This is a genomic window from Streptomyces sp. NPDC056479 (assembly GCF_042795335.1).
Lineage (GTDB): Bacteria > Actinomycetota > Actinomycetes > Streptomycetales > Streptomycetaceae > Streptomyces.
Genome location: NZ_JBHTRZ010000013.1, coordinates 85,593 through 110,394, shown reverse-complemented (window position 1 = coordinate 110,394; position 24,802 = coordinate 85,593). Strand labels below are relative to the sequence as shown.

Here is a 24,802-nt window from a genome sequence, read left to right as displayed (position 1 = left end):
CAGCGGCCCTTACGTCTCATCCGATACGCCTCATCCGAGGTCGAAGGTGTTGGGCAGGCCCAGCCGGTGGCGCACCTCGTCGACCCGCTTCAGCGGCTCCAGCTCGGGCGGCCGGTACAGCTCCCAGATCCGGCAGCGCTCGGCGTCCGAATTGTCCACGTCCAGGAGTGCGTTGACCGCGAGGCGTGCCGACTCGTTGGCGCCCTCCATCGTCGCCAGGTCCACATCGGTGCGGACGTAGTCGCCCGCGAGGAAGAAGTTCGGGACCCTCGTACGGGCCGTGGGGCGGTTGTAGAGGGTTCCCGTGGGGTGGATGAGGAGCTGTTCCCGGTTGCGCGGGTCGGGGCCGCCCAGGCCCGTCACCGCCGGGTCCATGAACCAGCCGAGTCGGTCCTCGTCCCGGAGCACGGTCCTGCCGGCGTCGTTCAGGCCGTCCTTCAGCTGTGCCCAGAGTTCGGCGACGACCTCCTCCTTGGTGCACTCCTTGGCCGTCTTGCCGTACAGGATGCCCGGCTTGTCCCACTCCGAGATGATGGCGGAGAGACAGTCGTGGGCGCGTCCGTCGCCGTAGTCGCGTGAGAAGTCCCGGCCGTCCCAGAACTGGGCCTGGCCGACGCCGGTCACCGACCAGGGTGAGTCGAGGCAGTTGATGTGGCCGTGCACGACCGGGGTGGGCGTGCGCAGATAGAACATCACGCCGGTCATCCAGTCCGTCTTCAGCGCGTCGCACCTGGCGAGCTGCGGGTCGGCCGCGCGCAGCCCCGGGCCCCAGGTCAGGCGCGCGTGCTCGACCGGGAGCGCGGAGACGTAGTGGTCGGCGGTGACCGTACGTTCGTCGCCTCCGTCGCGGGCCGAGACGCGGGCGCCGGTCACCCGGCCGCCGTCGTAGCGAATCTCGTGGACCTGGGTGCCGAGGACGAATTCGACGCCGAGGGAGCGCAGGTGGGCCTCCCAGGGGTCGATCCAGGCCTCGTTGGTGGGGGCGTTGAGGACGCGGTCGACGTCGGCGTCACCGTCCATGCCGCGGCCGAGCAGGCCCCACAGCAGCAGCGCCTCGATGATCACGCGGCCGACGGTCCGGGTCGACGCCACCTCCGCGCGCGTGGCGACGAGATTGCGGGTCTGGCCGATGCCGAGGAGGGTCTGGTACTCCTCGCTCATCTCCTCGGCGCGGATGAAGTCCCACCAGGCGACCTTCTCCCACTGCGCCTCGCGCCGGGCGTCGCAGCTGGTGAGGTGGACGAGGAGGCGGTCGGCGAAGTAGGCGACCTCGTGGGCGGGCAGTCGGGTGCCGAGGTCCAGGACCGACAGGAGCTGGTCGCGGATCCAGCCGAGGGTGAGATCGCCGGGGCGGGGCGGGGTGGTGACGCGGCGGAGCGGGAAGTGCAGGTCGGGCCGGCCGGCCTCGCGGGCGAACAGGGCCTCGGTGCCGCTGACGAGGTTGTCGTGGACGCCGTGCGCGTTGCCGGCGACGGGGATGCGGCGCATGGTGTCCGGAAGGTTCCGGTAGAAGCCGGGGAAGAAGCGGAAGCCGTGCTCTGCGGGGAGGTCGGCGCGGCCGCCGGCCGCCGTTCCCGGGACGGGCATGGAGCGGGCCTTGCCGCCGAGGGTGTCGTAGTACTCGTAGACGGTGACGGCGTAGCCGCGTTCGGCGAGTTCCTGGGCGGCGCTCAGACCGGAGACGCCGCCGCCGAGGACGGCCACCCGTTTGCCCACCGCCGCCCGCGCACTGCCCGCCGGCCATAAGGCGAGGGTGCCGGCCACCGACCCGGCGCCGGCCAGGAAGCGTCTGCGGGTGTGGCCGGACGGTGTGTGACCTGTCTTCTCCTGGGGCTCCTGCGCGTGTTCTGTTGTCATGAGTCCCGGAGGGTAGGGAGGGTCCGCCGAGGTCGGAAGCCTGTTTCGCGCCCGGCCACAGCATCCTCACAACCCGCGAGGAGAGACAGACAGAGAGGGAGAAAAGCGATGCCCAGCGTTTTCGTGCAAGGCAGGCCCGTCGAGTCGTATCCGCCGCTCGCGCCCGAGGCCCGGCGCGGGTCGGTGCGCAGGATCACCGAGACGGGTGAGGAGGTACTGCACAAGCCGTGCCGCGATGTGACCGAGTTCGGGCCCGATCTCGCCGCGCTCATCGACGACATGTTCCTGACGATGTACATCGCCGACGGGGCCGGACTCGCGGCGAACCAAGTCGGCGTGGACCTGCGGCTGTTCGTGTACGACTGCCCGGACGACGACGGGGTCCGGCATGTCGGGCACATCGTCAATCCGGTGCTGGAACCGATCGACGCCTCGGACAGGAGGCTTCTCGACGACACGGAGGGCTGCCTCTCCGTCCCGGGCGCGACGATGGACGTACCGCGTCCGGACCGGGCCGTGGTGCGCGGGCTCGACAGAGACGGTGAGCCGATCCTGATCGAGGGCACCGGGTACTTCGCCCGTTGTCTGGCGCACGAAGCCGATCACTGCGACGGGCGGGTCTATCTGGACCGGCTGTCCAAGCGGGAGCGCAAGGACGCGCTGCGGCAGGTGGCGGACCGGCGGGACGAGGTGTTCGCGCGCCGGGCCGCCAACATCGAGGCGTTGAACAGCTAGTTCAGGCCTTCGGGGCCACCTTGCTGAGGCCGTTGATGATGCGGTCCATCGCGTCGCCGCCGGTCGGGTCCGTGAGGTTCGCGAGCAGCTTCAGCGTGAACTTCATCAGCATCGGGTGGGTCAGACCGCGCTGGGCCGCGATCTTCATGACCTTCGGGTTGCCGATGAGCTTCACGAAGGCGCGGCCCAGCGTGTAGTAGCCGCCGTAGGTGTCCTTCAGGACGCGCGGGTAGCGCTGGAGGGCCAGTTCGCGGCTCGCGGGCGTCGGGCGGGCGTGGGCCTGGACGATGACGTCGGCGGCGATCTGGCCGGACTCCATGGCGTAGGCGATGCCCTCGCCGTTGAAGGGGTTCACCAGACCGCCGGCGTCGCCGACCAGCAGCAGGCCCTTGGTGTAGTGGGGCTGCCGGTTGAAGGCCATCGGCAGAGCGGCGCCGCGGATGGGCCCGGTCATGTTGTCCGGGGTGTAGCCCCAGTCCTCCGGCATGGAGGCGCACCAGGCCTTCAGGACCTCGCGCCAGTCCAGTTCCTTGAAGGAGTCGGAGGTGTTGAGCACGCCCAGGCCGACGTTCGAGGTGCCGTCGCCCATGCCGAAGATCCAGCCGTAGCCGGGCAGGAGGCGGTCCTCGCCGGGGCCGCGGCGGTCCCACAGCTCCAGCCAGGACTCCAGGTAGTCGTCCTCGTGCCGGGGGCTTTCGAAGTACGTCCGTACGGCCACGCCCATCGGGCGGTCCTCGCGGCGGTGCAGGCCCATCGCCAGGGACAGGCGCGTGGAGTTGCCGTCGGCGGCGACGACCAGCGGCGCGTGGAAGGTGACCTCGCGCTTCTCCTCGCCGAGCTTGGCGTGGACGCCGGTGATCCGGCCGGTGCGGTCGTCGATGATCGGGGCGCCGACGTTGCAGCGCTCATAGAGGCGGGCGCCGGCCTTCTGGGCCTGGCGGGCGAGTTGCTCGTCGAAGTCGTCGCGCTTGCGGACGAGGCCGTAGTCGGGGAAGGAGGCGAGATCGGGCCAGTCCAGCTGGAGGCGCACGCCGCCGCCGATGATCCTCAGGCCCTTGTTGCGCAGCCAGCCGGCTTCCTCGGAGATGTCGATGCCCATGGCCACGAGCTGTTTGGTCGCGCGCGGGGTCAGGCCGTCACCGCAGACCTTCTCCCTCGGGAACTCGGTCTTCTCCAGCAGGAGGACGTCGAGGCCGGACTTGGCCAGGTGGTACGCCGTCGCGGAGCCGGCCGGGCCCGCACCCACGACGATCACATCGGCGGTGTTCTCGGCGAGCGGCGAGGAGTGGTGCTCGGTCAGGACGGTCACGGCTGGATCTCCCCGGGTTCGAAATCTGCGTGCCGACCGGCACTGGACATGGGCAGTCTATTCAGCAGAATTGATCACCCGGCTGAAGGGCTGCCCTGTGAACCGAGCTCTCCCCGAAGTACGGCTGCGTGTGCCCACCGACGAGGACGCGGTCGCCTGGCACCGGGTCTTCGCCCACCCGGAGGTCATGGAGTTCCACGGCGGCAGGGCCGCGGAGCCGTCCGTCTATGAGGAGCTCACCGCCCGCCAGCGCCGGCACGACGCCGAGCGGGGGTTCTGTCTGTGGACCATGCTCGACGAGCACGAGCGGGTCATCGGTTTCACCGGGGCCCAGCCGTGGGAGCGGGAGTGGGGTCCCACGGGCGAGATCGAGATCGGCTGGCGCCTCGGGCGGGAGTACTGGGGCCGGGGCTATGTCACGGCGGCCGCGCGGATGACACTGGAGCGGGTGCGGGCGGCCGGGGTGCCGGAGGTGGTGGCCATGGTCGACGCCCGCAACACCCGGTCGATCGCGGTGACGCGGCGGCTGGGGATGGCACTCGCCGAGGTGTTCACCACCGCGGATGCCCGGCACAAGGGGCACTGCTACCGGCTCGGTCTCTGAAAGTGGATCCGTAAGATCAGACTCCGGATTCATCACCTTGAGTAACCGACTGTTACAGAAAGGTACTTGAAGCTTCCGAACGACACCCCCGGGCGGTTACTCTGCAGGTACCGCTGGGGGTGACATCTGTGCGCATAACACCCAAAACGCTCGAGGTGCGAGTACCGAAACTCGTCGGACTGATGGCCATGGACGCGCGCGAGGCGGCGAAGTCGCACGGCCTGATCCTCAACGCACCGGACCGGCCGGACTTCCATCTCGCCGTCGTCGACTACGTCGTCCGTCAGTATCCCCAGCCCGGTGCCGAGGTGCCGAGGGACTCGATGGTCTACATCTGGTTCGACTTCGGCGAGGGCGAGGGCGGCGGAGGCATCCGCGAGCCACGCATCCCGCGACCACCCTCCGGCGGACTGCAACGCGAGCTCGACGAGCCCGGCGAGGACCCCTACCCCGTGGTCAGCTCGGCCTGAGCGGCACCGCTCAGCCCTGCTTGAAACCCCGGTGCAGGGCCACGACCCCGCCCGTCAGATTCCGCCACGCCACCTTCGACCAGCCCGCCTTGCGCAGCCGTTCGGCGAGGGCCGGCTGGTCGGGCCAGGCGCGGATGGACTCGGCGAGATAGACGTAGGCGTCGGGGTTGGAGGACACCGTGCGCGCGACCGGAGGCAGGGCGCGCATCAAGTACTCGGTGTAGAGGGTGCGGAAGGGCGCCCAGGTCGGGTGCGAGAACTCGCAGATCACGACCCGCCCGCCGGGCCGCGTCACCCGGTACATCTCGCGCAGGGCGCCGTCGAAGTCCTGGACGTTGCGCAGCCCGAAGGAGATCGTCACGGCGTCGAAGGTGTCGTCCTTGAACGGCAGCCTCGTCGCGTCGCCCGCCGTGAACGGCAGCCAGGTGTGCTTGCGCTTGCCGACCTGGAGCATGCCGAGGGAGAAGTCGCAGGGCACGACATAGGCGCCGGTCTGCGCGAAGGGCAGCGAGGAGGTGGCCGTACCGGCGGCGAGGTCGAGGATCTTCTGCGCCGGACGGGCATCGACGGCCTTCGCGACCTCCTTGCGCCATCTGCGGTCCTGGCCGAGCGACAGCACGTCGTTGGTCAGGTCGTACCGTTCCGCCACGTTGTCGAACATCGAGGCGACTTCGTGCGGCTGCTTGTCCAGGGATGCGCGGGTCACGGGCCCATTGTGGCAGTACGGCCTCACCGGGTCGCAGTACGCCCTCCCGGGAGCAGCGTCGGCTTCTTCTTCCCGGCCACGTCCTCCACCCAGCCGCACAGCAGGACGAAGACGGCGATCAGGAGCCAGCCGATGCCGAACATGAACCACTGGCTCTCCAGCGGCAGGTACTTCTCGAACGCGGGCACGTTCCAGAACCGGTCGATCAGCGGGACGGCGAGGATCAGCGCGATCTCGTGCCAGAGATAGATCGTCACGGCACGGGAGTTGAAGATCGTGACGAGCCGGTCGAGACGGCGGAAGCGGGTGAGCCCGGCGAAGTCGACCTTGAAGTACGCCTTGGCGTACATCAGCAGCGTCACATAACCCGCCGACCAGAAGGCCTGCGCGAGGGGGATGTCGTCCAGGTCGTAGGACCCGGTCTCGGCCTGGTGGGTGAAGGCGTACCAACCGCCGTAGCCGATCGCGGCGAGCGAGAGGACGACGACCGCGAACGGCTTCAGCCGCTGGAGCACGCCGTCGCGGTGCGCGAAGCCGAGGATCCAGCAGAAGAGGAAGGTGGCGAGGTCGGTGAGGGCGCTGCCGAGGCGGTTGTCCGGGGGCTCCCAGGCGAAGTGGAAGACCAGGATCGGGGCCAGTGACAGAAGCAGGACCGGCACCGGGGCCAGCCGGAACACCCTCAGCAGCAGCGGGGACAGCAGGACGAACCAGAGGTACGTCCGCAGGTACCAGAGGATCTCCCAGGCCTGCTCGCCCCACGCGTTGCCCGGCGGGTCGCCGAGCGGCACGATCCAGTAGACGATCTCCCAGTTCGGTATCCAGCCGTGGATCAGCATGGCCAGCACCACGAAGAAGCCCCAGAACCAGAACGGCGGCAGGAGCCTGCGCAGCCGGCTCTTCAGCACCTTCGGCGCGGGGCGCTCCAGGGACTTGGCCATGAGGGTGCCGGCCAGGCCGAACATGATCCCCATGGAGGGGAAGACCATGCCGGCCCAGGCCCAGCCGAAGGTGTGGTAGGTGACGACACGGATCAGGGCGATGGCGCGCAGGGTGTCGAAGTAGCGGTCGCGGCCCGGGGGCCGAGGCGGAGGCTTCTCCTCCTCCGCCTCGGCGGCTCCGGGGGGCGCCGGGGTCACGGACCCGGGCTCCGGTTCCGGCTCCACCACCGGCAACGGGGCGGTCACCTGCGCCGTTCCCTGGCCCTGCCCGTACTCGGCGTACTCCGGTGGATACGACTGCTGCGCATACCCCGGGTACCCGTATCCCTGACCGTATCCCTGGAGGTACCCCTCCTGCGGATGGTCCGGCCGCGGATACGGCTGCTGGTACGGCTGCGGATACCCCGCTTGTTCATACGGCTGCTGCTGGTACCCCTCCTGTTCCCAGCTCATCAGCTCACCCCGGCCGGTGTGCCCACCTCGCCGGTGCGCTTCAGTTTCTGCCAGCGCAGCCGGCCGCCCGTCATCGCGGTGATGCAGGAGTGGATGAGGACCAGGTACATCATCTGGCGGTAGGCGAGCTGCTGCAGCGGCATCATCAGCAGATAGCGGTACTGCTCGCGGTCGAGCCGGAAGGCGTAGGCCGCGCACAGCAGCTGCACCCCCAGTACCGCCAGCCACGCGAACAGGGCCGCCTGGAAGTCGACGAAGATCATCGAGTAGACGGTGAACACGTCGATGAGCGGAGCGAACACCGGCGTGACGATCTGGAAGATGACGACGAGCGGCATGCCGACCCGGCCGAAGCGACCCGAAGGACCCTTGTCCGTCAGGGACTTGCGGTGCTTCCACAGCGCCTGCATGGTGCCGTAGGACCAGCGGTAGCGCTGGGACCACAGCTGCTTCAGCGAACCCGGCGCCTCGGTCCACGCGCGCGCGTGCTCCTGGTAGACGACCCGCCAGCCCGCGCGGTGCATCGCGATGGTGATGTCGGTGTCCTCGGCGAGGGTGTCCTCGCTCATGCCGCCGACCCCCAGGACCGCCTCGCGCCGGAAGGCGCCGATCGCGCCCGGGATGGTGGGCATGCAGCGCAGCAGGTCGTACATCCGGCGGTCGAGGTTGAAGCCCATCACGTACTCGATGTGCTGCCAGGCGCCGATCACGGTGTTGCGGTTGCCGACCTTGGCGTTGCCGGCGACCGCGCCGACCTCGGGGTCGGCGAAGGGCTGCACGAGCTGGTGCACGGCGTCCGGTTCGAAGACCGTGTCGCCGTCCATCATCACGACGATGTCGTAACTGGCACTGCGCACACCGTTGTTCAGCGCGGCCGGCTTGCCCGCGTTCTCCTGGCGGATGACCCGGACGTTGGTCATGCCGAGTTCGCGGGCCGCGTTCCGGGCGATCTCGGACGTGCCGTCCGTCGAGCCGTCGTCGACCACGATGATCTCGATCGGATGGGTGCTCTTCGCCAGCGACTCGAGGGTGTTGGCGATGCACTCCTTCTCGTTGTACGCCGGGACGATCACGCTCACCGGCTGGTGGACGGTGGGCCCCCAGCTGAACCGGCGTCTGTTGCGCTGCCGGTGGTGGCGGCGGGCGAGGATCAGCATCATGCCGAAGCGGCCCATGACGGCGACCCCGACGACGAGGAGGCCGACCGACAGCACCGGCACCGTCCATTCCGCGACGGCCACGGCCCCGATCAGGGCCTTGCCCTCGTACAGGGTCGCGCCGGTGGCCTCGCGGTGGGCGGCCTGGAGATTCGAAGTCCCCGCGCCCATCGCGCCGGCCTGTCCGTTCGGACCGCCCTGCCCCTGTTGCGCCTGGCCCCCGGTCTGCTGACCGCCGATCTGCACGCCACCGGCCTGAGCGCCACCGGCCTGAGCGGCGCCGGCCTGCCCGCCGTTCGCCGCCTCGTCCTTCTGGATCGCGCCGCTGATCGTGGTGAAGGTGTAGCCCTTCGCCTTCATCTTCTCGATGTACGTCGGCAGCGCCTTGATCGTCTGCGACCGCTCGCCGCCCGCGTCGTGGAACAGGACGGAGGCACCCTCACCGTCGTCCGGTGTGGCCCACTTGATGATCTTCGAGACGCCCGGCCGCTTCCAGTCGTCGCTGTCGGTGTCGACGAAGACGCTGGTGTAGCCCTCCTCGCCGAGCTTCTTGTAGACGGGCCAGCTGTAGTTGTCGATGGCGTCCGTCTCCGATGAGTACGGCGCCCGGAACAGCGTGGTGGTGATGCCGGCCGCGCCCGCGAGCGCGAGCTGGGTCTGCTGCATCTCGCGATTGACGCGGGCATCGCTCTGGTAGGAGAGGTCGACGTGGGTGAAGGTGTGGATGCCGATCTCGTTGCCCTGCTCGACCATGTCCGCGACGATCGAGGGGTAGCGCGAGACCATGGAGCCGACCACGAAGAACGTGGCGGGCACGTCGTACTTCTTGAGGATCGCCAGGACCTGCGGCGACCAGGTCGGGTTCGGACCGTCGTCGAAGGTGAGCGCGATCGTCTTCTCGGGCACGGACACCGTGGTGGCCTGACCGCCCCGGAAAGTGAGGATCGGACCACCGTCGAGGACCTTGTCGGGGACCTTGCCGGAGCTGGCCCCCGTGCGCACCCGCTGGTCTCCGCCGACCTCGGCGCGCAGATAGCCGTCGAGCAGCATGACGCTGGTCAGCGCGAGCAGGAGCAGCCCGGCGAGGATCACCCGGGGTTTTTGCAGGGCCGCGGCCTTGCCCGCCACCCGCTCGATGCGGGAGGGGCGGCGGCGGCGACGTGAGGGCGTCGTCGTGGTCATGAGTGGGGCTGCGCTCCGGTCAGTTGGCGGACGCGTCGGCGGACGCGGACGGGGCGGGGGCGCCCGAGGGCGGCGTCGACGGCGTGCCGCTGGGCGGGGCGACGGGGTTGCCGCGGCCGCCCTGGGGCTGCTCGCCCGGACCCGCGCCGCCGGGGCCGCCCTGGCCGTTGGCGAAGGGCAGCAGCTGGGACGGTGTCAGTGAGGTGCCGAAGCCCATGAAGGCCATGCCCAGCACCACCGCGTAGCCGAGACAGGCCACGCCGAGCAGGAGGCCGAGGCGCCGCAGCAGCTTGGAGCGGCGTCCGGAGTTGTCAACGAACACGGGCCCCTCGGCGGACCCGTTGCCGCGTTTGCGGCGGCGACCGCGCACACGGCGTTCGGCGGCGCGGTTTTCGATGGCGGGCTCGGAATGCATTCCCCGGATGTTAGGGAGGCTTTATGTGGCCACGGCTCTCTTTTTATGTGAGACGCCCATGAGAAACGCCTTAACCTGTACGTTTCCTGAGAGTTTCTGCGAACGACCGCGCACTTCACAGCCATGTGAGAGGAGTTGGGGATCCGGGTCCAGCGGACTGTGAGACATTTGCGCCCCGGGCACGTATGCCATTTCTCAGCCTGAGGCAGAAATCACGAAAGCGGGTACGGACGCAATGCGGAGTTTCCTGACGGCGACGGCCGGGCTCACCTGCATGTTTGCACTGGCCATCACGGGGTGCTCCGCGGGCTCCGACGGGACGGCGGACGCGGCGCCGCCGACACCGTCGCAGACCGAGGCGTCGCCCTCACCGAGCGCCTCACCGAGCGCCTCGTCGAGCACGTCGTACGCGCCCTACGTCAGCGCCGTCGAGGCCTCCGACAACGACTCCGCCGGCTCCCCGGCGACGTACAACCTGGCCTTCGTCATCTCGGACGGCAGCGACTGCACGCCCAAGTGGAACGGCACCACCGCCCTCTCCGACTCGGCCGTGAAGTCCCGTATCTCCCGGCTCACTCAGGACGGTGCCACCGTCCGCGTCTCCTTCGGCGGCGCCTCCGGCAAGGAGTTGGCGGCCAGTTGTGACAGCGCGTCCGACCTTGCGGAGGCGTACGGGAAGGCGCTGGACGCGGCGGGTTCCGCGCAGGCCGACTTCGACGTCGAGGGCGACGCGCTGACCGACTCCGACTCGGTGGATCTGCGTTCCGAGGCGATAGCGCTGCTGCAGAAGGAGCGCAGTGATCTGGAGGTCTCCTTCACGCTGCCGGTGATGCCGTCCGGGCTGGACGACGACAGCGTGGCGCTGCTGGAGTCCGCCAACGAGCATGACGTCCAGGTCTCCACCGTGAACATCATGACGATGAATTACGGCGAGTCGTACGACGGCGACATGGGCGACTACGCGGTCACGTCGGCGAAGGCGGTCCATTCCCAGCTGAAGGAGATCTTCGGTACGTCGGACGCGACGGCGTGGAAGGCGATGGCGCTGACGTCGATGCTCGGTACGAACGACGTCGACAACGAGACGTTCACGCTTGACGACGCGGCGCAGGTGCGGGAGTTCGCCGAGGAGAAGGGGATCGGGTGGGTGTCGATGTGGGCGACGTTTCGGGATCAGGAGTGTGGTGACGATGCGTCTTCGGATGACGCCCTGACCAATTGCAGTGGGGTGGATCAGGAGGACGGGGCGTTTGCGGAGGCGTTTTCGGGGTGAGCTCGGGGGGGCAAAAAGAGGGGTGCTCCCTCACCGTCGGCGGTAGACCAAACGGCCGTCCACCACCGTCGCCACGCACGTCCTCGCGCCGCGCTCCACGAGCTCACCTTCGTCGCGTACGTCGAACACCGCGAACCGCGCCGCGGAGTGACGCTCCCTCGGTTCCGCGAACTCCACCGGCAGACCGGCGTCGTACGGGTCGAGCGCGGGTGCCCCGCCGGGGCGCCCGATCCGGCCCATCACCGCCAGACCGGTGCGGTGCACGGCGTCGCTCACCGCGCGATTGCGCAGTTCCTCGCAGGCCGCCCGGACCGTGCCGTGTGCCAGCATCCGCTGCACTCCCCGCCGCGCGCTCGCTCCCCAGCGTGCCGCGTCCATGGACTGGGCCAGTGCCACCAGTGCCTCCCCGGTGATCGGCTCGGTGCCCAGCTCATCGGCCTCGCGCGGATCCGGGTGGTACGCCTCCTCCAGCAGCTCATTGCCGTGGAGGTTGATCAGTCCGGGCGTGAGGATGCCCGGCCACTCCCGCACCCGAGCCTGCGGATGCGCGGCGACGAGCTCCTCCAGCGCTCCCGCGTCGGCGATCCACGCGCCCTTGACGGCGAGCGCGTGGCCCCGGGAGTCGGCGTGAATCGTCAGCACAGGCAGGTCAGTTGGAGGCGAGGATCTTCAGCTCGGGGTGGGCCGTACCGCCCTCGATCGCCGTGGACGAGATGTGGGACATGACCCGCTCGTCGACCGGGTCGTTCGCCGGGTCGTCGTGCACGACCAGGTGCTCGTACGTCGTGGCGCGCTGCGCCGGCACCCGCCCCGCCTTGCGGATCAGGTCGATGATCTCCATCCGGTTGGAGCGGTGCTTGGCACCGGCCGAGGAGACGACGTTCTCCTCCAGCATGATCGAGCCGAGGTCGTCCGCGCCGTAGTGCAGCGACAGCTGGCCGATCTCCTTGCCGGTGGTCAGCCAGGACCCCTGGATGTGGGCGATGTTGTCCATGAACAGCCGCCCGATGGCGATCATCCGCAGGTACTCGAAGATCGTGGCCTGCGTACGGCCCTTCAGATGGTTGTTCTCGGGCTGGTAAGTGTACGGGATGAAGGCCCGGAAGCCGCCCGTACGGTCCTGGACGTCACGGATCATCCGCAGGTGCTCGATGCGCTCGGCGTTGGTCTCGCCCGTGCCCATCAGCATGGTCGAGGTCGACTCGACACCGAGGTTGTGCGCGGCCTCCATGATCTCCAGCCAGCGCTCGCCGCTCTCCTTCAGCGGGGCGATGGCCTTGCGCGGCCGCGCGGGCAGCAGTTCGGCACCGGCGCCCGCGAAGGAGTCGAGGCCGGCCTCGTGGATCCGGGTGATGGCCTCCTCGACCGACACACCGGAGATCCGGGCCATGTGCTCGACCTCGCTCGCCCCCAGGCTGTGGATGACGAGCTGCGGGAACTCCTTCTTGATGGCCGCGAAGTGCTTCTCGTAGTACTCCACGCCGAAGTCCGGGTGGTGGCCGCCCTGGAACATGATCTGGGTGCCGCCGAGTTCGACGGTCTCGGCGCAGCGCCGCAGGATGTCGTCCAGATCGCGGGTCCAGCCCTTGGCCGTGTCCTTGGGGGCGGCGTAGAAGGCGCAGAACTTGCACGCCGTCACGCAGACGTTCGTGTAGTTGATGTTGCGCTCGATGATGTACGTCGCGATGTGCTCGGTGCCCGCGTACCTGCGGCGGCGTACGGCGTCGGCGGCGGCGCCCAGCGCGTGCAGCGGGGCGTCGCGGTAGAGGTCGAGCGCTTCCTCTGGGCTGATCCGCCCGCCCGCTGCGGCACGGTCGAGGACGGACTGAAGGTCGGCCTTCTCGGTCACCGGGGCGTCCCTTTCGTCAAGGAAATCAGTAGGTGCGCGCGAAGCGCTCAGAACAAGGGTGGTGGCGGGAGACGGGCGGGCGGACCGGACCAGCCTACGCCAGCGTTTTCGCGGTCCCGAGGTCAGGCCGCGTACGCGCCGATCAGCAGCCCCGCGTACGCCCCGCCGAGCAGGAACGGCCCGAAAGGGATCGCCGACTTGCGCCCGGCCCGCCGCACGAGCACCAGCCCCCAGCCGTACAGCGCCCCGAACAGGAACCCGGCGAAGGTGCCGAGCATGACCGTCGCCCAGCCGTACCAGCCCAGCACCGCCCCCGCCCCGAGCGCGAGCTTCACATCGCCGAATCCCATGCCGCCGGGGTTGATGAGATGCAGGGCGCAGTAGCCGGCGCCGAGCGCGAGCGAGGCCCACAGGGCCGTCGGCCAGTCCCCGGCGTGTTCCGGCACGAGCGCGACCACGCCGAGCAGTCCGAGCGCGGCGCCCGCGAGCGGCAGAGTGAGCACGTCGGGCAGCCGGCGCACCCGGAGGTCGACGAGCGCGAGCAGCACGCCCACGGGAGTGAGCAGCAGCCAGACGGCCAGTTCGGGGCGGGTGTCGGTGGCGGCGCCGAGGGCCGCGCACAGGAGGGCGGTGGTGAGGGCGACGAGAGGCGTGCCGGGGCCGTACCGCATGGCACATCGCGAGCATGGGGCCCGCCCCAGCCATCCCCGGACGGGATGCCCCTGGGGGCACTGCTTGCGCCACTCCTCCTCCGCGGCCACGGAGAACCGGTAGGCGGCCCGAGGCAGCAGGGCACCCGCCACCGCGCCCCACAGCCCGGCCACGACGATCACGACGAGCGTGCTCATCCCCACGTCGGCCCCACTACCCGACCTTCGACAACCGTGCCTCGGGATTGCCCTCGTCACTGCTCTCCGAGCGGTACACCAGGTCGTCCCCGGCCGGTGCGATCCGGACGGTGTGCGGTTTCGGGTTGCAGCCGCCGTGGTTGGTCTTGCGGCCCACGGACGTCACGACGAGCGCCTTGGCCGTCACCTGCTTCAGGGTCAGTACGTCGTTGCAGACGCCGCCGAGCAGGTCGGTCTGCCGGAGGGTGCCCAGCTCGTCGCCCACGTCGGCCTTGTGCACGGTGAGCCGGAAGGTACCGGCCGACAAGGCGCCGTCCAGGACGGTGGCCTTGCCCTCCCAGGTCCCGAGGTAGCGCTCGGGGACGGCGGTTCCGGCGCTTCCGGGGCTGCTCGAACTGGCCGTGGGCTTCGGCGAGTAGGCGCCGGTGTCGGAGCTGCCCGCGTCGCCGTCGCCGTCGTCCGGCAACAGCTCGAACACGAACACCGATCCCACGGTCACCGCCGCCAACGCGCCGGCGACCCCCAACGCCACCGTGCAGCTCATCCGCCGCCCCCGGCCGCCCTCCCCCGGCGTCGACGCCGCCGCGACGGACAGCGAGAGCTTGCCGGGCTTGGGGCCGGCCGTCGGGACCGCGTCCTGGGGAGGCGTGGCGTCACGGGGTTCGGGGACCGCGGCAGGGGTCCGGGGCGGCGTGGCCGGCATCACGGGCGGCGGCCCGAACTGCCCGGCGGTCGCCGCACGCGCGTCCGCCCCGGCCGTCTCGGGCACCCCTTGCGAAGGGGCGCTGAACGCCACCGGCCCCGACGCGACGTCCTCCGCCGCCTCCAGGTTCAGCAGCCGGACGGCACCACGGCTGACCTGCTCGACCAGTTCCCCCGGCAGCCACCCGCCCGCCACCAGCCGAGCCGCCCCTTGCGGTGCCAGCCGCCGGGCCACCTCGCCCGGAGTGGGCCGCGCGCCGGGGTCCTTGGCCAGACAGTCCGCCACCAGCTCCCGCAACTCACCGTCCAGCGCGTCGAGTTCGGGCTCCTCATGGACGACCTTGTAGAGCAGCGCCGCCGACGAGTCCCCGGAGAACGGAGGCTCACCCCTCGCCGCGTACGCCAGCACCGCGCCCAGCGAGAAGACGTCCGCCGCTCCCGTGGCCCCCTTGCCGATGATCTGCTCGGGCGACATGTATCCGGGGGAGCCGATCGAGACGCCGGTAGAGGTGAGGGACGCGGTGCCGTCCATGGCCCGCGCGATGCCGAAGTCGATCAGCAGGGGGCCGTCCAGTGTCAGCAGGACGTTCGACGGCTTCACGTCCCGGTGCACCAGGCCCAGTTCGTGCACCGCGGCGAGTGCCTCGGCGAGCCCCGCCCCCAGCGCCCGCACCGAATGCGCGGGAAGCGCACCCGCGTCGGCGACCGCGGACGACAGCGACGGTCCGGCCGCGTACGCCGTGGCCACCCATGGCACCGCCGCCTCCGGATCGGCGTCCAGGACGGGCGCCGTCCACGCGCCGCCCACCCGGCGCGCCGCGTCCACCTCGCGGCGGAAGCGGGCGCGGAACTCCTCGTCGAGGGCGAAATGCGGATGCACGATCTTGACGGCGACCGTACGGCCGCCCGCGCTGCGCCCCAGGTACACCCGCCCCATGCCGCCCGAGCCGAGCCGGCCGAGCAGCCGGTACGGTCCGACGACCGCGGGCTCGTCAACTCCGAGCGGCTGCATCGGCGTCCACCCCTCCCCCCGTACGGCCCCATGGGCACTCTTTTGCCGCAGTGGAACTCCCCCAGCAGGTTAGTGCGCGAGCACCCCGCCCTTTCCCGCGGCGGCGGATCCGCTCACGGCCGGAGCAGATCCACCTTCACATCCGCGGGAAATCCTGTCGTCGGTCCCACCCGGCGCGCGAACTCCGCCACCGCCGCGAGCTGCGGGCCGCCGAAACGGAAGTCGAGGGTCGTGAAATACCGCTCCAGGACCTCCTCGTCGAACGCCTCCCAGCGGGCCGCCTGCTCGGCGACCTTGCCGACCTCGTCCAGGGAGAGGTTGCGGGAGTCGAGGAAGGCCTCGTGGACCTGGCGGGTGATGACCGGCTCGCGCTCCAGATAGTCCCGGCGCGCCGCCCAGACCGCGAAGACGAAGGGCAGGCCGGTCCACTCCTTCCAGAGCGCGCCGAGGTCGTGCACGTCGAGGCCGTAGCGCGGCCCGTCCAGCAGGTTCGCCCGCAGTGCCGCGTCTCCGATGAGTACGGCCGCCTCCGCCTCCTGCATCATCAGGCTGAGATCGGGCGGGCAGGTGTAGTAGTCGGGCTGTACGCCGTAGCGCTCGGCGAGCAGCAGCTGGGCCAGACGCACCGAGGTGCGCGAGGTGGAGCCGAGGGCTACCCGGGCGCCGTCCAGCTCGTCCAGCGGGACCTGCGAGACGATCACGCAGGACATCACCGGGCCGTCGCAGCCGACAGCGATGTCAGGGAAGGCCACCAGGTCATCGGCGTTGCGCAGGAACTCGACGAGGGTGATCGGCCCGATGTCGAGGTCGCCCCGCACCAGCCGCTCGCTGAGCTTCTCCGGGGTGTCCTTGGTCAACTCGAAGTCGAGCAGGGTGCCCGTTCGCGCGAGCCCCCAGTACAGGGGCAGGCAGTTCAGAAACTGGATGTGGCCTACGCGCGGCCGGGTGCGAGAATTGTCCACATCGCGAGGCTAGACCCTATGAGGTAGCGTGCAGCCTTCAGGGTGGCGACTCTCCGGTGACACCCAGGTCACCACCTCACCGTCAATCCCGACACGGGGCTTCAAACGTCCGAGTGACGTGATCTTGACCTCTATTGCTTTCGGCTGCCCGCGTGCTAGGCTCGCCGCAAGTTGCAGTTTGGTTTCCCTTGCAGTACAGAGCCTGCGGAGCATGTAACCGCGGGCTCTCGTCGTTTTCAGACGTATGCAGTTGTGCGGCACTTGTTTTCACACTTGCAGGGTTCTGGAGCAGGGCAACCCTTTGGGCCCAAGGAGGGCTTATGGCTACCGGAACCGTGAAGTGGTTCAACGCCGAAAAGGGCTTTGGCTTCATCGCCCAAGAAGGCGGCGGCCCCGACGTCTTCGTTCACTACTCCGCGATCAACGCGAGCGGCTTCCGCTCGCTGGAGGAGAACCAGCAGGTCTCCTTCGACGTGACCCAGGGCCCGAAGGGCCCGCAGGCGGAGAACGTCACCCCCGTCTGATTCGGTCTCGGAGCCTGGTGCTTTGATCCGGAACTGATAGCAGTACCCAAGGAGCCCCGTGCCGCAAGGCAATGGGGCTCCTGCCTTTTTCTGCCCTCCCTCTATACGTGCTGCATCACCAGCACGAACGTCGTCCCGGGCGCCAGCGCCTCGTACGAGTGGGGCACATCTCCGCGATACGACATGTAGTCGCCGGGCCCCAGATCGACCTCCTCGCCCCGGGGCCCCGCCTTCACCCGGCCGGTGCTGACGATCAGATGCTCCACGCTCCCCGGAATGTGCGGCTCCGACTCCCGGGCCGCGCCCGGCTCCGCGCGCAGGTGGTAGAGGTCCCGGCGGGCGCCCGGCGGGCTGGCGGAGAGCAGGGTGGCCACGTAGTCCGCCCGCTCCGAGGCGACCGTGGGCCCCTCGCCCGCCCGGATCACCTGAACGGCCGGGGCCGGCGGCTCCACCAGCGCGCTGAACGGCACACCGAGCGCGACTCCCAGCGCCCACAGCGTCTCCACGCTGGGGTTCCCGCTGCCCGACTCCAGCTGGGACAGCGTGGACTTCGCGATCCCCGCCCGCTTGGCCAGCTCCGACAGCGACAGCCCGGCGCGGGTGCGCTCGCGGCGCAGGGAGACCGCGATCCAGGTGAGGGGCTCGCTCATGCGCTTCACTTCCAGTCGTTCGCTCTACAGGTACGTTCGTTCGCCTTGACGAACATAGCTTTTGGTGTCCATGCTGGAAAACGTGTTCATTCTGGAAAACATGCGTTCGCTGCTCCGAACACCGATGATGGCACCCCTGGTGCGCGACAGCGCACTCGTCTGGCTGGCGAGCGGGGTCGTCGGCGTCTCCTTCGGCGCGATCGCCGTGGCGGGCGGGCTGCCGGTCTGGGTGCCGGTGGTGATGTCGCTGATCGTGTACGCGGGCTCGGCGCAGTTCAGCGCGGTCGGTGTGCTGCTGGCCGGCGGCGGGCCGATCGCCGCGGCGGCGACCGGGCTCCTCCTGAACACCAGGACGGCCGCCTTCAGCCTGGCCGTGGCGGACGTCCTCGGCGGCCGGGGCCGGCTCGCCCGCTTTCTCGGTGCCCACCTCGTGACCGACGAGACCGTGGCCTTCACACTGGCCCAGCCGGATCCGCGGCATCGCCGGGCGGCGTTCTGGGTGAACGGGCTCGGTCTGTTCGCCGCCTGGAACACCGGCGTCGTCGTCGGCGCACTCGCCGGAAGCGCCCTGGGCGATCCGGCGACATACGGCCTCGACGCCGCCTTCCCGGCCGTACTGGTGGCCCTGGTGCTGCCGGCCCTGCGCACGGACGCCCGCACCCGGCGGTGCGCGTTGCTCGGCGCCGCGCTGGCCCTGGCGGTGACGCCGGCCGTCCCGGCGGGCGTGCCGGTGCCTTTGGCGCTGGCCGGGCTGGTCCTGTACGGCCGTAAGGAGGTGTCGGCGTGAATGCGACGGTCGTCATGATCCTGGCGCTGGCGGTGGGGACGTACGCCTTCCGGCTGGTCGGCCCGGCCTTGCAGGGGCGGGTCGAACTGCCCGTGCGGGTGCAGGAACTGCTGGCGGCCGCCGCGGTGGTGCTGCTCGTGGCGTTGCTGGCGACGGGTGGGCTGACGGAGGGCGGCGGCTTCGCGGGGTGGGCGCGGACGGCCGGGGTGCTGGTCGCGGGCGTGCTGGCGTGGCGGCGGGCGCCCTTCCCGGTGGTGGTGCTGGGGGCGGCCGGGGCCACCGCGCTGCTGCGGGCGGCGGGGTTGGCATGAAGCGTCCCCGTGGGAAAATCACCGGGTGACAAGCGGTGAAGAGAACAACCAGGCGGAGAGCGACGGCACTCCCGCCGGCAACGGACTGGCGATGGGCATGTCCGTCGGTCTCTCTCTCGGCACGGGCATCGGCCTCGTGTTCGGGATGACCCTCTTCGACAACCTGGCGCTCGGGCTCGCGCTGGGAATGTGTCTGGGCATCGCCGTCGGGACCGCCATCGGCGCCGGCCGGACACGGACCGGAGAGCAGGAGGACGGAGGCGAATAGCCGCCCGCTTCGCTAGGGTCCCCGGCCATGACCGAAGCCGACTTCCTGACCACTACCCGTACCTTCTACGACGCCATCGCCGAGGACTACGCGACCCTCTTCACGGACGAGCTCACGAAGAGGCCTCTGGAGCGGGCGATACTGGCGCTGTTCGCCGAACTGGTCTACGGGGACGGCCCGGTGGCCGACCTGGGCTGCGGTCCGGGCCGTACCACCGCCCGCCTCGCGGCGCTGGGGCTGCCGGTGTTCGGGCTCGATCTGTCGGAGTCGATGCTCGCCATCGCCCGGCGGGAGAACCCGGGGCTGCGTTTCGAGCGGGGCTCGATGCTGGAGCTGGACCTCGCCGACGGTGCGCTGGCCGGCGCGCTGTCCTTCTACTCGTCCATCCACACGCCGGCGGACCGCCTCCCGGACCTCTTCGCCGAGTTCCACCGTGTGCTGGCCCCGGGCGCGCCACTGCTCGTCGCCTTCCAGGCCGGCGACGAACACCGGCACCACGACCGGCCCTTCGGCCACCCGGTCGCGCTCACCTTCCTGCGCCGCCGGCCGGAACACATCGCCGAGCTGCTGACGGCGGCCGGCTTCGCACTCCTGTCCCGTACGGTCCGCGAACCGGACCCGGCGCTCGACGAGACCTCCGCACAGGCGTTCCTGATCGTCAGGAAGCCCGCAGGTACCTTCTCCTAGCCGCCCCCGGCGATGTCCTTCGCCGCGATGTACCCGAACGTCATCGCCGGACCGATCGTCGAGCCCGCGCCCGCGTAGCTGTGCCCCATGACGGCCGAGCTGGCGTTGCCGGCGGCGTACAGCCCCCGGATCACCGAGCCGTCCTCCCGCAGCACCCGGGCGCGGGCGTCAGTGAGCAGCCCGCCCTTGGTGCCGAGGTCGCCGGGGACGATGCGGAAGGCGTGGTACGGGGGCAGCCAGAGCGGGGCGAGGCAGGAGTTCGGCAGCACGTAGGGGTCGGTGTAGTAGTGGTCGTAGGCGCTGTCGCCCCGGTGGAAGTCGGGGTCCTTCCCCTTCAGGGCCTGGGCGTTGAAGCGGTCCACCGTGGTGCGCAGGGCCGCCGCCGGGACGCCGATCGAGCCGGCGAGCGCGTCCAGGGTCCATGCCTTGTGCGCGGCGCCCGAGTCGTACCAGCCGGCGGGGAACGGCAGGGCCGGCAGGACGTCCTTGAAGAGGTAGCGGTTGCGGTAGTGCTGGTCGACGATCAGCCAGGACGGGATCGCGGGGCTGGTGTCGTTGACGTCGTACATCGTGTGGACGACGTCGCTGTAGGGGGCGGCCTCGTTGACGAAGCGGGCGCCGGCGGCGTTGACCAGCAGGCCGCCGGGGAGGGTCCGTTCGGCGAGGCAGAAGTACGGCTGCCCGGGGAGCGGGATCGCCGGACCCCACCAGGCGTCGTCCATGAGGCCGAGCGCGGCGCCGAGGCGCTGCCCGGCCCGGATGCCGTCGCCGGTGTTCTCCTTCGCGCCCACCGTCCAGTCCGTGCCGATGGGTCCCCGCTGGTACTGCTCGCGCATCGCCGCGTTGTGCTCGAAGCCGCCCGAGCCCACGATCACGCCACGGCGGGCGCGGACCAGGCCGGGGCCGCCGTCCCGGGTGACGACCGCTCCGCTCACGGCGCCGCCCTCGACGTACAGGTCGGTCAGCGGCGTGTCGAGCCACACGGGCACCCCGGCCGAGCGCAGCCCCAGCCGCAGCCCGGCCGCCAGCGACTGCCCCATGGTCAGCGGCTTCTCCCCGCGCAGGGCCGCGGCCGTCCCGCGCGCGAGACACTGCGCGGCGACGGCCGCGCCCTTGGCGTTCACCGCGGCCAGGGCCAGCCACTTGTAGTCGGCACTGAAGACGACCATGCCGGCGGGCACGTCCATGTACGGCGGGTTCAGCCGCGCCAGCTCTGCGCCCAAGAGGTTGCCGTCGAGCTGGTCGGGCTCTACGGAGCGGCCGTTCGGGAGGCCGCCGGGCAGCTCGGGGTAGTAGTCGCTGTACCCCTCCATCCAGCGGAAGCGGAGGGGGCTGTTGGCCATGACGAAGGAGAGCATCGCGGGCCCGTGCGCGAGAAAGGCCTGCTGCCGCTCCACCGGCACATCGGGCCCGACGACGGCGGCGAGGTAGGTGGCGGCCTTCGCCGGCGTGTCCGGCACACCCGCCCCGAGGATCACGGAGTTGTTGGGAATCCAGATCCCGGCACCGGACCGAGCGGCGGACCCGCCGAAGGTGGGCGCCTTCTCCAGCACCACACAGCTCAGGCCCTGCTTGGCGGCGGTCAGGGCGGCGGTCATGCCGGCGGCTCCGGAGCCGATGACCACGACGTCGTAGGTGCCGAGAAGAGGCACGTCCGCCGCATGGGCGGCCGTGACAGAGAGGGAGGCGGTGACCGCGCCCGCGGCACCGGCGGCGAGGACGTGTCTTCGGGAAGGGTGCGCGCTGGTGGTCATGGAGGCAGCTCCCGCCTGGACGGCTCCGCATTTCTGATGATGTGTCAGAGATGCGAATGTGACGCGGATACCTTGTGAAGTCAAGCGACAAGAAAGGGAGTTGAGCGTTCCGACCTCGCGCTTTGGGTCGGCACCCGCTCCCTCCCCGCCATCGGTCCGGACACCGGCGGGGGCGAGGAGCGGGTTGCCGCCCGGGCCCGTCCAGGATCGTCGTACATCGGGCAAAGCCCAGTCAATCCTTAGGATTTGTAGCGACCTCCAAGTATTAACTTGGAGGCCATGACCCTCGATGACCTGCGCGTGTTCGTGGCCGTGTGCCGGGCCGGGAGCCTCAGTTCGGTGGCACGGGAGCTGGGGTGCACTCAGTCGGCCGTGAGCCAGCATGTGAAGCGGCTGGAGCGCGAGATGGGAGTCGCGCTGCTGGAGCGGCAACCCCGGGGTGTCACGCCGACGCAGGCGGGGCGGGTGCTGGAGGCGGCTGCCGCCGAGGGGATATCCGGGCTGGATCTGGCCGTACGGCGGCTGCGGGATCTCGCCGCCGGCGAGAGCGGGTACGTGCGGGTGGCGACGGGGGCGACGACCGTACGGCACTTCATGTCGGAGGCGGTCGTCGCCTACCGGCGGCGCCACCCCGGGGTCAGCCTGGAGTTCCGTACCGTGAGTTCGGGCCGGGGCAGCTTCGACGCGCTGGCCGACGGCACGCTCGACCTGGCCTGGATCACCCTCGGCCCGCCGGTGCGCGGCATCGAGCAGCGGCCGGTGGTGGAGCTGCCGTGGGTGCTGGCGGTGCGGGCCGACGATCCGCTGGCGAAGCGGCCGTACGTCGACGCGGGCGCCGACATGGACGGCGTACGGCTGATCCGGCTGCCGCCGAACTCCGCCTCCGCGGCTCATCTGGACGCCGCCTGCGCCGAGTTGGGCGTCCGGTTCGCGCACGACACCAGCGTCGCCGACTGGGACACGGCGCTGCTGCTGGCCGAGCTGGGGGTCGGGCGGGCGGTGGTGCCCGCGCTGCCGGGGCTGGCCGTCCCCGGCAGCGGTGATCTGCGCCTGATCCCGCTGCCCGCGCTGCGTCCCCTGCCGGTCGGCTGGGCCGTCCGCCGCTGGGACGCGCTCAGCCCGCCGGCCCGGGCGTTCGCGGATCTGGTGGAGACGCACCGCCGGGCCGTGCGGAACTGACCGGCCTGGGCCCGGCGACTAGGCCCTGTCGTTTGGATCATCCCGGCGTCGCGGGGTCTGGCACGCGCATCTGCCGCGTTGCCGTCGGTCGCCGACGCTCCGCGTCGACTCCCTCCTCCGCCTTGCAGCTGCACGCTCCCCCATGCCCCCGCTCGGCTCGGCCAGGAGGAAACCGATCCTCGCAGCCGGGCTCATCCAGACGACAGGGCCTAGTTCAGGCCGATCTTCGCGCAGTCCGCCGCGTACTCGGGGGTGCAGATCTGGTCGACGGTGTAGACGCCGTCCTGGATCACCGTGTCCTTGATGTTCTTCTGTGTGAGGGCGACCACCGAGACCAGCTGGGCCGGGATCTTGTCCTGGGTCGGGCTGTCGACCGAGTCCTGGGTCAGCGCGTCGAACTCGATGTCGCGGTTCTGCACCTTGTACACGGCCATCTTCGCGGCGTTGGTCGCCTCCAGCAGGAAGGACTTGTACACCGTCATGAACTGCTCGCCCGAGACGATCCGCTGCACCGCGTCCAGGTTCGCGTCCTGCCCCGTCACCGGCGGAACCTTGCTGACGCCGGCCTCCTTGAGGGCGTCGATGACGGCGCCCGCCATGCCGTCGTTCGCCGAGTAGACGGCGGCGATGTCGCCGACCCCGACGGCGGCGATCGCCTTCTCCATGTTGGCCTTGGCGGCCTCGGGCGACCACTTCTCGGTGTCGTACTTCTTGACGATGTTCACCTCGCCCTCGAGTTCCTCGAGCGCGCCCTTCTTGAACCGGTCCGTGTTGGGGTCGGCCGGGTCGCCGTTCATCATGACGACCTTGCTGCTCGCGGCCTTCGAGCCGAGTTCCTCGACGAGGGAGCGGCCCTGCACCTCGCCGACGAGTTCGTTGTCGTGGGAGACATACGCGTCGATGGGCCCCTCGGCCAGGCGGTCGTAGGCGATGACCGGGATGCCCGCGTCCTTCGCCTTCTCCACGTCCGGCCCGATGGCCTTGGCGTCCACCGCGTCCACCAGGACGACGTCCACCTGGTCGTCGATCATCTGCTGGAACTGCTCGCTCTGCTTCTGCGGACTCGCCGCGGCGTTGGCGTAGACGACCTTGCCCCGGTCCTTGGTGAGGGCGCCGACCTCCTTCTTGATGAGCGGGTAGTCGAACTTCTCGAAGCGCGCCGTGTCCTTGTCGGGCAGCAGCAGACCGACCGAGATGTCGTCACCCTTCTCCGGCGACGCCGAGCTGTCACCGCCCCCGATGCCGTCGATGACACCGCACGCGGTGAGCGACATGGCCGATGCGGACGCGACGAGGGCTATGCCGATACGGCGTCCAGCGCGGGTGTGGGGGGTACGAGCGTTCACTACGGGGCCTTCCAAGCGGAGGAGCGGCGTTGCTACCCGGGGTTGGCGGTAGCCAACGCGGGGAGGACATGTCACGTCAAGCGGTTGTCGTAACGAGACGGCAACCGTTTGCTCCGTTCGCGATTCCGGGTCATGGGAAACACCTCGGACGCGTTTACGTCGACGTATACTCGGGCCATGTCCGATGCCATGATCCGAGTCCCCTCCGAGGTTCGAGACCGCCTCGCGGTCATCGCCGAATCCCGAGGTACGTCGATCCGTTCCCTCGTCCAGGAGTTCGCGGAGGCCACGCTCACCGAGGAGGAGCGCCGAGAGCGCGCCGAGAGGACCCACGCCTACCTCGCCGAACACTTCGGCATAGAGGTCACGGACGAAGAGAGCGCCGCCATGGGGCGCAAGCTGCGTGAGGCCTTTACGCACCGGACGGAGTCCGCCGCGTGATCCAGCACCATCTGGTACTGGACACTCCCACGCTTCTCGCCCTGTCCGGCAACCGCCAGGTCTCCTCTCTCATTCATCGGGCTCACTTCGAGCCCGAAGTCCGGCTCTGGGCCCCCACGTTGTGCGTGCTGGAGGCCGACGCGGAGCACCTGGGCCTCGCCGAGCACATCGGTCAGCTGGAAGTGATCCACACCATCGACCTGGACTACGCGGCCACCCTCGCCGTGGCCCAGCTGCGCCGCGACGGGGTATCACCTGGCATCGGCGCCGCCATTCACGCCGCACGCCATCTGCCCGACTGGGGCGCGGACGCCCTGGTCGCCACGGTCGCGGCCAAGGCGTACGACGGACGAGGCGTCCCCTTCCTCGACCTCACCCGCTAG

Annotated in this window: 26 protein-coding genes; 12 read left to right on the top strand and 14 right to left on the bottom strand. The window is 70.1% G+C overall.

Features of this window, described 5'->3' with window-relative positions:
* Positions 1 to 30: 30 nt before the first annotated feature.
* Positions 31 to 1,857, bottom strand: a complete 1,827-nt coding sequence (locus ACFQ6S_RS39805) for an FAD-dependent oxidoreductase (protein WP_383420470.1) — start codon at positions 1,855 to 1,857, stop codon at positions 31 to 33.
* Positions 1,858 to 1,965: 108 nt separating this feature from the next.
* On the opposite strand from ACFQ6S_RS39805, the gene def reads away from it, so the two are divergent.
* Positions 1,966 to 2,592 (top strand): peptide deformylase, encoded by a 627-nt coding sequence (gene def / locus ACFQ6S_RS39800; RefSeq protein WP_383420468.1) that lies wholly within the window; start codon positions 1,966 to 1,968, stop codon positions 2,590 to 2,592.
* A 1-nt stretch (position 2,593) separates the two neighbouring features.
* Here def and ACFQ6S_RS39795 read toward each other — a convergent pair whose 3' ends face one another.
* Positions 2,594 to 3,901, bottom strand: coding sequence for a geranylgeranyl reductase family protein (locus ACFQ6S_RS39795; protein ID WP_383420466.1), 1,308 nt, complete (start codon positions 3,899 to 3,901; stop codon positions 2,594 to 2,596).
* A 97-nt stretch (positions 3,902 to 3,998) separates the two neighbouring features.
* On the opposite strand from ACFQ6S_RS39795, the gene ACFQ6S_RS39790 reads away from it, so the two are divergent.
* Both ACFQ6S_RS39790 and ACFQ6S_RS39785 read left to right on the top strand, forming a co-directional pair.
* Complete coding sequence (locus ACFQ6S_RS39790; protein ID WP_383420464.1) at positions 3,999 to 4,505, top strand: GNAT family N-acetyltransferase; 507 nt, start codon at positions 3,999 to 4,001, stop codon at positions 4,503 to 4,505.
* 155 nt (positions 4,506 to 4,660) lie between these two features.
* Positions 4,661 to 4,975: a PASTA domain-containing protein gene (locus ACFQ6S_RS39785; RefSeq protein WP_383420462.1), complete on the top strand. Its 315-nt coding sequence runs from the start codon at positions 4,661 to 4,663 to the stop codon at positions 4,973 to 4,975.
* 10 nt (positions 4,976 to 4,985) lie between these two features.
* On the opposite strand, the gene ACFQ6S_RS39780 is transcribed toward ACFQ6S_RS39785, so the two are convergent.
* The 4 genes from ACFQ6S_RS39780 to ACFQ6S_RS39765 are packed head-to-tail and all read right to left on the bottom strand — an operon-like array spanning position 4,986 to position 9,826.
* Positions 4,986 to 5,681: a demethylmenaquinone methyltransferase gene (locus ACFQ6S_RS39780; protein ID WP_383420460.1), complete on the bottom strand. Its 696-nt coding sequence runs from the start codon at positions 5,679 to 5,681 to the stop codon at positions 4,986 to 4,988.
* Between the two features lie 23 nt (positions 5,682 to 5,704).
* Positions 5,705 to 7,072 carry an acyltransferase gene (locus ACFQ6S_RS39775; RefSeq protein ID WP_383420458.1) on the bottom strand — a complete coding sequence of 456 codons (1,368 nt, stop codon included), beginning with the start codon at positions 7,070 to 7,072 and terminating at the stop codon, positions 5,705 to 5,707.
* Positions 7,072 to 9,411: a bifunctional polysaccharide deacetylase/glycosyltransferase family 2 protein gene (locus ACFQ6S_RS39770; RefSeq protein ID WP_383420456.1), complete on the bottom strand. Its 2,340-nt coding sequence runs from the start codon at positions 9,409 to 9,411 to the stop codon at positions 7,072 to 7,074. Before ACFQ6S_RS39770 ends, ACFQ6S_RS39775 begins: the two co-directional genes overlap by 1 nt.
* 19 nt (positions 9,412 to 9,430) lie before the next feature.
* Positions 9,431 to 9,826, bottom strand: coding sequence for a hypothetical protein (locus ACFQ6S_RS39765; RefSeq protein ID WP_383420454.1), 396 nt, complete (start codon positions 9,824 to 9,826; stop codon positions 9,431 to 9,433).
* Positions 9,827 to 10,061: 235 nt separating this feature from the next.
* Between ACFQ6S_RS39765 and ACFQ6S_RS39760 the strand changes: the two genes are divergently transcribed.
* Positions 10,062 to 11,099 (top strand): chitinase, encoded by a 1,038-nt coding sequence (locus ACFQ6S_RS39760; protein WP_383420452.1) that lies wholly within the window; start codon positions 10,062 to 10,064, stop codon positions 11,097 to 11,099.
* Positions 11,100 to 11,129: 30 nt separating this feature from the next.
* Here the strand turns inward: ACFQ6S_RS39760 and ACFQ6S_RS39755 are convergent, their stop codons facing one another.
* The 5 genes from ACFQ6S_RS39755 to ACFQ6S_RS39735 form a co-directional block, all read right to left on the bottom strand.
* Positions 11,130 to 11,741, bottom strand: a complete 612-nt coding sequence (locus ACFQ6S_RS39755) for a hypothetical protein (RefSeq protein WP_383420450.1) — start codon at positions 11,739 to 11,741, stop codon at positions 11,130 to 11,132.
* A 7-nt stretch (positions 11,742 to 11,748) separates the two neighbouring features.
* A complete protein-coding gene (gene mqnC / locus ACFQ6S_RS39750) occupies positions 11,749 to 12,948 on the bottom strand; it encodes a cyclic dehypoxanthinyl futalosine synthase (RefSeq protein WP_383420448.1) in 1,200 nt (399 codons plus the stop codon).
* Positions 12,949 to 13,070: 122 nt separating this feature from the next.
* Positions 13,071 to 13,796 carry a prepilin peptidase gene (locus ACFQ6S_RS39745; RefSeq protein ID WP_383420446.1) on the bottom strand — a complete coding sequence of 242 codons (726 nt, stop codon included), beginning with the start codon at positions 13,794 to 13,796 and terminating at the stop codon, positions 13,071 to 13,073.
* Between the two features lie 16 nt (positions 13,797 to 13,812).
* Positions 13,813 to 15,510 (bottom strand): serine/threonine-protein kinase, encoded by a 1,698-nt coding sequence (locus ACFQ6S_RS39740; RefSeq protein WP_383420444.1) that lies wholly within the window; start codon positions 15,508 to 15,510, stop codon positions 13,813 to 13,815.
* A gap of 113 nt (positions 15,511 to 15,623) precedes the next feature.
* Positions 15,624 to 16,472 carry a menaquinone biosynthetic enzyme MqnA/MqnD family protein gene (locus ACFQ6S_RS39735; protein WP_383420442.1) on the bottom strand — a complete coding sequence of 283 codons (849 nt, stop codon included), beginning with the start codon at positions 16,470 to 16,472 and terminating at the stop codon, positions 15,624 to 15,626.
* Between the two features lie 320 nt (positions 16,473 to 16,792).
* Between ACFQ6S_RS39735 and ACFQ6S_RS39730 the strand changes: the two genes are divergently transcribed.
* The gene (locus ACFQ6S_RS39730; protein WP_003992177.1) at positions 16,793 to 16,996 is read left to right on the top strand and encodes a cold-shock protein; all 204 of its coding nucleotides are present in this window, start codon (positions 16,793 to 16,795) and stop codon (positions 16,994 to 16,996) included.
* Between the two features lie 101 nt (positions 16,997 to 17,097).
* On the opposite strand, the gene ACFQ6S_RS39725 is transcribed toward ACFQ6S_RS39730, so the two are convergent.
* Positions 17,098 to 17,646 carry a helix-turn-helix domain-containing protein gene (locus ACFQ6S_RS39725; RefSeq protein ID WP_383420440.1) on the bottom strand — a complete coding sequence of 183 codons (549 nt, stop codon included), beginning with the start codon at positions 17,644 to 17,646 and terminating at the stop codon, positions 17,098 to 17,100.
* A gap of 100 nt (positions 17,647 to 17,746) precedes the next feature.
* On the opposite strand from ACFQ6S_RS39725, the gene ACFQ6S_RS39720 reads away from it, so the two are divergent.
* The 4 genes from ACFQ6S_RS39720 to ACFQ6S_RS39705 are packed head-to-tail and all read left to right on the top strand — an operon-like array spanning position 17,747 to position 19,699.
* Entirely contained in the window at positions 17,747 to 18,433 is a 687-nt protein-coding gene (locus ACFQ6S_RS39720) for an AzlC family ABC transporter permease (protein WP_383420439.1), read from the top strand.
* Positions 18,434 to 18,447: 14 nt separating this feature from the next.
* Positions 18,448 to 18,744, top strand: coding sequence for an AzlD domain-containing protein (locus ACFQ6S_RS39715; protein WP_383420806.1), 297 nt, complete (start codon positions 18,448 to 18,450; stop codon positions 18,742 to 18,744).
* Between the two features lie 25 nt (positions 18,745 to 18,769).
* A complete protein-coding gene (locus ACFQ6S_RS39710; RefSeq protein WP_383420437.1) occupies positions 18,770 to 19,012 on the top strand; it encodes a hypothetical protein in 243 nt (80 codons plus the stop codon).
* A gap of 27 nt (positions 19,013 to 19,039) precedes the next feature.
* Entirely contained in the window at positions 19,040 to 19,699 is a 660-nt protein-coding gene (locus ACFQ6S_RS39705) for a class I SAM-dependent DNA methyltransferase (RefSeq protein WP_383420435.1), read from the top strand.
* Here the strand turns inward: ACFQ6S_RS39705 and kstD are convergent.
* Complete coding sequence (gene kstD, locus ACFQ6S_RS39700) at positions 19,696 to 21,453, bottom strand: 3-oxosteroid 1-dehydrogenase (RefSeq protein ID WP_383420433.1); 1,758 nt, start codon at positions 21,451 to 21,453, stop codon at positions 19,696 to 19,698. The genes ACFQ6S_RS39705 and kstD overlap by 4 nt on opposite strands.
* A gap of 279 nt (positions 21,454 to 21,732) precedes the next feature.
* Here kstD and ACFQ6S_RS39695 point away from each other — a divergent pair, with 279 nt between their 5' ends.
* Positions 21,733 to 22,632 carry a LysR family transcriptional regulator gene (locus ACFQ6S_RS39695; protein ID WP_383420431.1) on the top strand — a complete coding sequence of 300 codons (900 nt, stop codon included), beginning with the start codon at positions 21,733 to 21,735 and terminating at the stop codon, positions 22,630 to 22,632.
* A gap of 209 nt (positions 22,633 to 22,841) precedes the next feature.
* Here ACFQ6S_RS39695 and ACFQ6S_RS39690 read toward each other — a convergent pair whose 3' ends face one another.
* Complete coding sequence (locus tag ACFQ6S_RS39690; protein ID WP_383420429.1) at positions 22,842 to 23,978, bottom strand: sugar ABC transporter substrate-binding protein; 1,137 nt, start codon at positions 23,976 to 23,978, stop codon at positions 22,842 to 22,844.
* 177 nt (positions 23,979 to 24,155) lie between these two features.
* Between ACFQ6S_RS39690 and ACFQ6S_RS39685 the strand changes: the two genes are divergently transcribed.
* Together ACFQ6S_RS39685 and ACFQ6S_RS39680 are read left to right on the top strand one after the other, a co-directional pair.
* A complete protein-coding gene (locus tag ACFQ6S_RS39685) occupies positions 24,156 to 24,419 on the top strand; it encodes a hypothetical protein (RefSeq protein ID WP_383420427.1) in 264 nt (87 codons plus the stop codon).
* On the top strand, positions 24,416 to 24,802 hold the full coding sequence (locus ACFQ6S_RS39680) for a hypothetical protein (RefSeq protein ID WP_383420425.1): 387 nt from the start codon (positions 24,416 to 24,418) through the stop codon (positions 24,800 to 24,802). Before ACFQ6S_RS39685 ends, ACFQ6S_RS39680 begins: the two co-directional genes overlap by 4 nt.

Bases quoted from the DNA above. Each gene is read 5' to 3' on its own strand.
- ACFQ6S_RS39805 (WP_383420470.1), bottom strand. From the start codon at position 1,857: ATGACAACAGAACACGCGCAGGAGCCCCAGGAGAAGACAGGTCACACA.
- def (WP_383420468.1), top strand. From the start codon at position 1,966: ATGCCCAGCGTTTTCGTGCAAGGCAGGCCCGTCGAGTCGTATCCGCCG.
- ACFQ6S_RS39775 (WP_383420458.1), bottom strand. From the start codon at position 7,072: ATGAGCTGGGAACAGGAGGGGTACCAGCAGCAGCCGTATGAACAAGCG.
- ACFQ6S_RS39770 (WP_383420456.1), bottom strand. From the start codon at position 9,411: ATGACCACGACGACGCCCTCACGTCGCCGCCGCCGCCCCTCCCGCATC.
- ACFQ6S_RS39765 (WP_383420454.1), bottom strand. From the start codon at position 9,826: ATGCATTCCGAGCCCGCCATCGAAAACCGCGCCGCCGAACGCCGTGTG.
- ACFQ6S_RS39760 (WP_383420452.1), top strand. From the start codon at position 10,062: ATGCGGAGTTTCCTGACGGCGACGGCCGGGCTCACCTGCATGTTTGCA.
- ACFQ6S_RS39745 (WP_383420446.1), bottom strand. From the start codon at position 13,796: ATGAGCACGCTCGTCGTGATCGTCGTGGCCGGGCTGTGGGGCGCGGTG.
- ACFQ6S_RS39740 (WP_383420444.1), bottom strand. From the start codon at position 15,510: ATGCAGCCGCTCGGAGTTGACGAGCCCGCGGTCGTCGGACCGTACCGG.
- ACFQ6S_RS39730 (WP_003992177.1), top strand. From the start codon at position 16,793: ATGGCTACCGGAACCGTGAAGTGGTTCAACGCCGAAAAGGGCTTTGGC.
- ACFQ6S_RS39725 (WP_383420440.1), bottom strand. From the start codon at position 17,646: ATGAGCGAGCCCCTCACCTGGATCGCGGTCTCCCTGCGCCGCGAGCGC.
- ACFQ6S_RS39720 (WP_383420439.1), top strand. From the start codon at position 17,747: ATGCGTTCGCTGCTCCGAACACCGATGATGGCACCCCTGGTGCGCGAC.
- ACFQ6S_RS39715 (WP_383420806.1), top strand. From the start codon at position 18,448: ATGATCCTGGCGCTGGCGGTGGGGACGTACGCCTTCCGGCTGGTCGGC.
- ACFQ6S_RS39705 (WP_383420435.1), top strand. From the start codon at position 19,040: ATGACCGAAGCCGACTTCCTGACCACTACCCGTACCTTCTACGACGCC.
- kstD (WP_383420433.1), bottom strand. From the start codon at position 21,453: ATGACCACCAGCGCGCACCCTTCCCGAAGACACGTCCTCGCCGCCGGT.
- ACFQ6S_RS39695 (WP_383420431.1), top strand. From the start codon at position 21,733: ATGACCCTCGATGACCTGCGCGTGTTCGTGGCCGTGTGCCGGGCCGGG.
- ACFQ6S_RS39685 (WP_383420427.1), top strand. From the start codon at position 24,156: ATGTCCGATGCCATGATCCGAGTCCCCTCCGAGGTTCGAGACCGCCTC.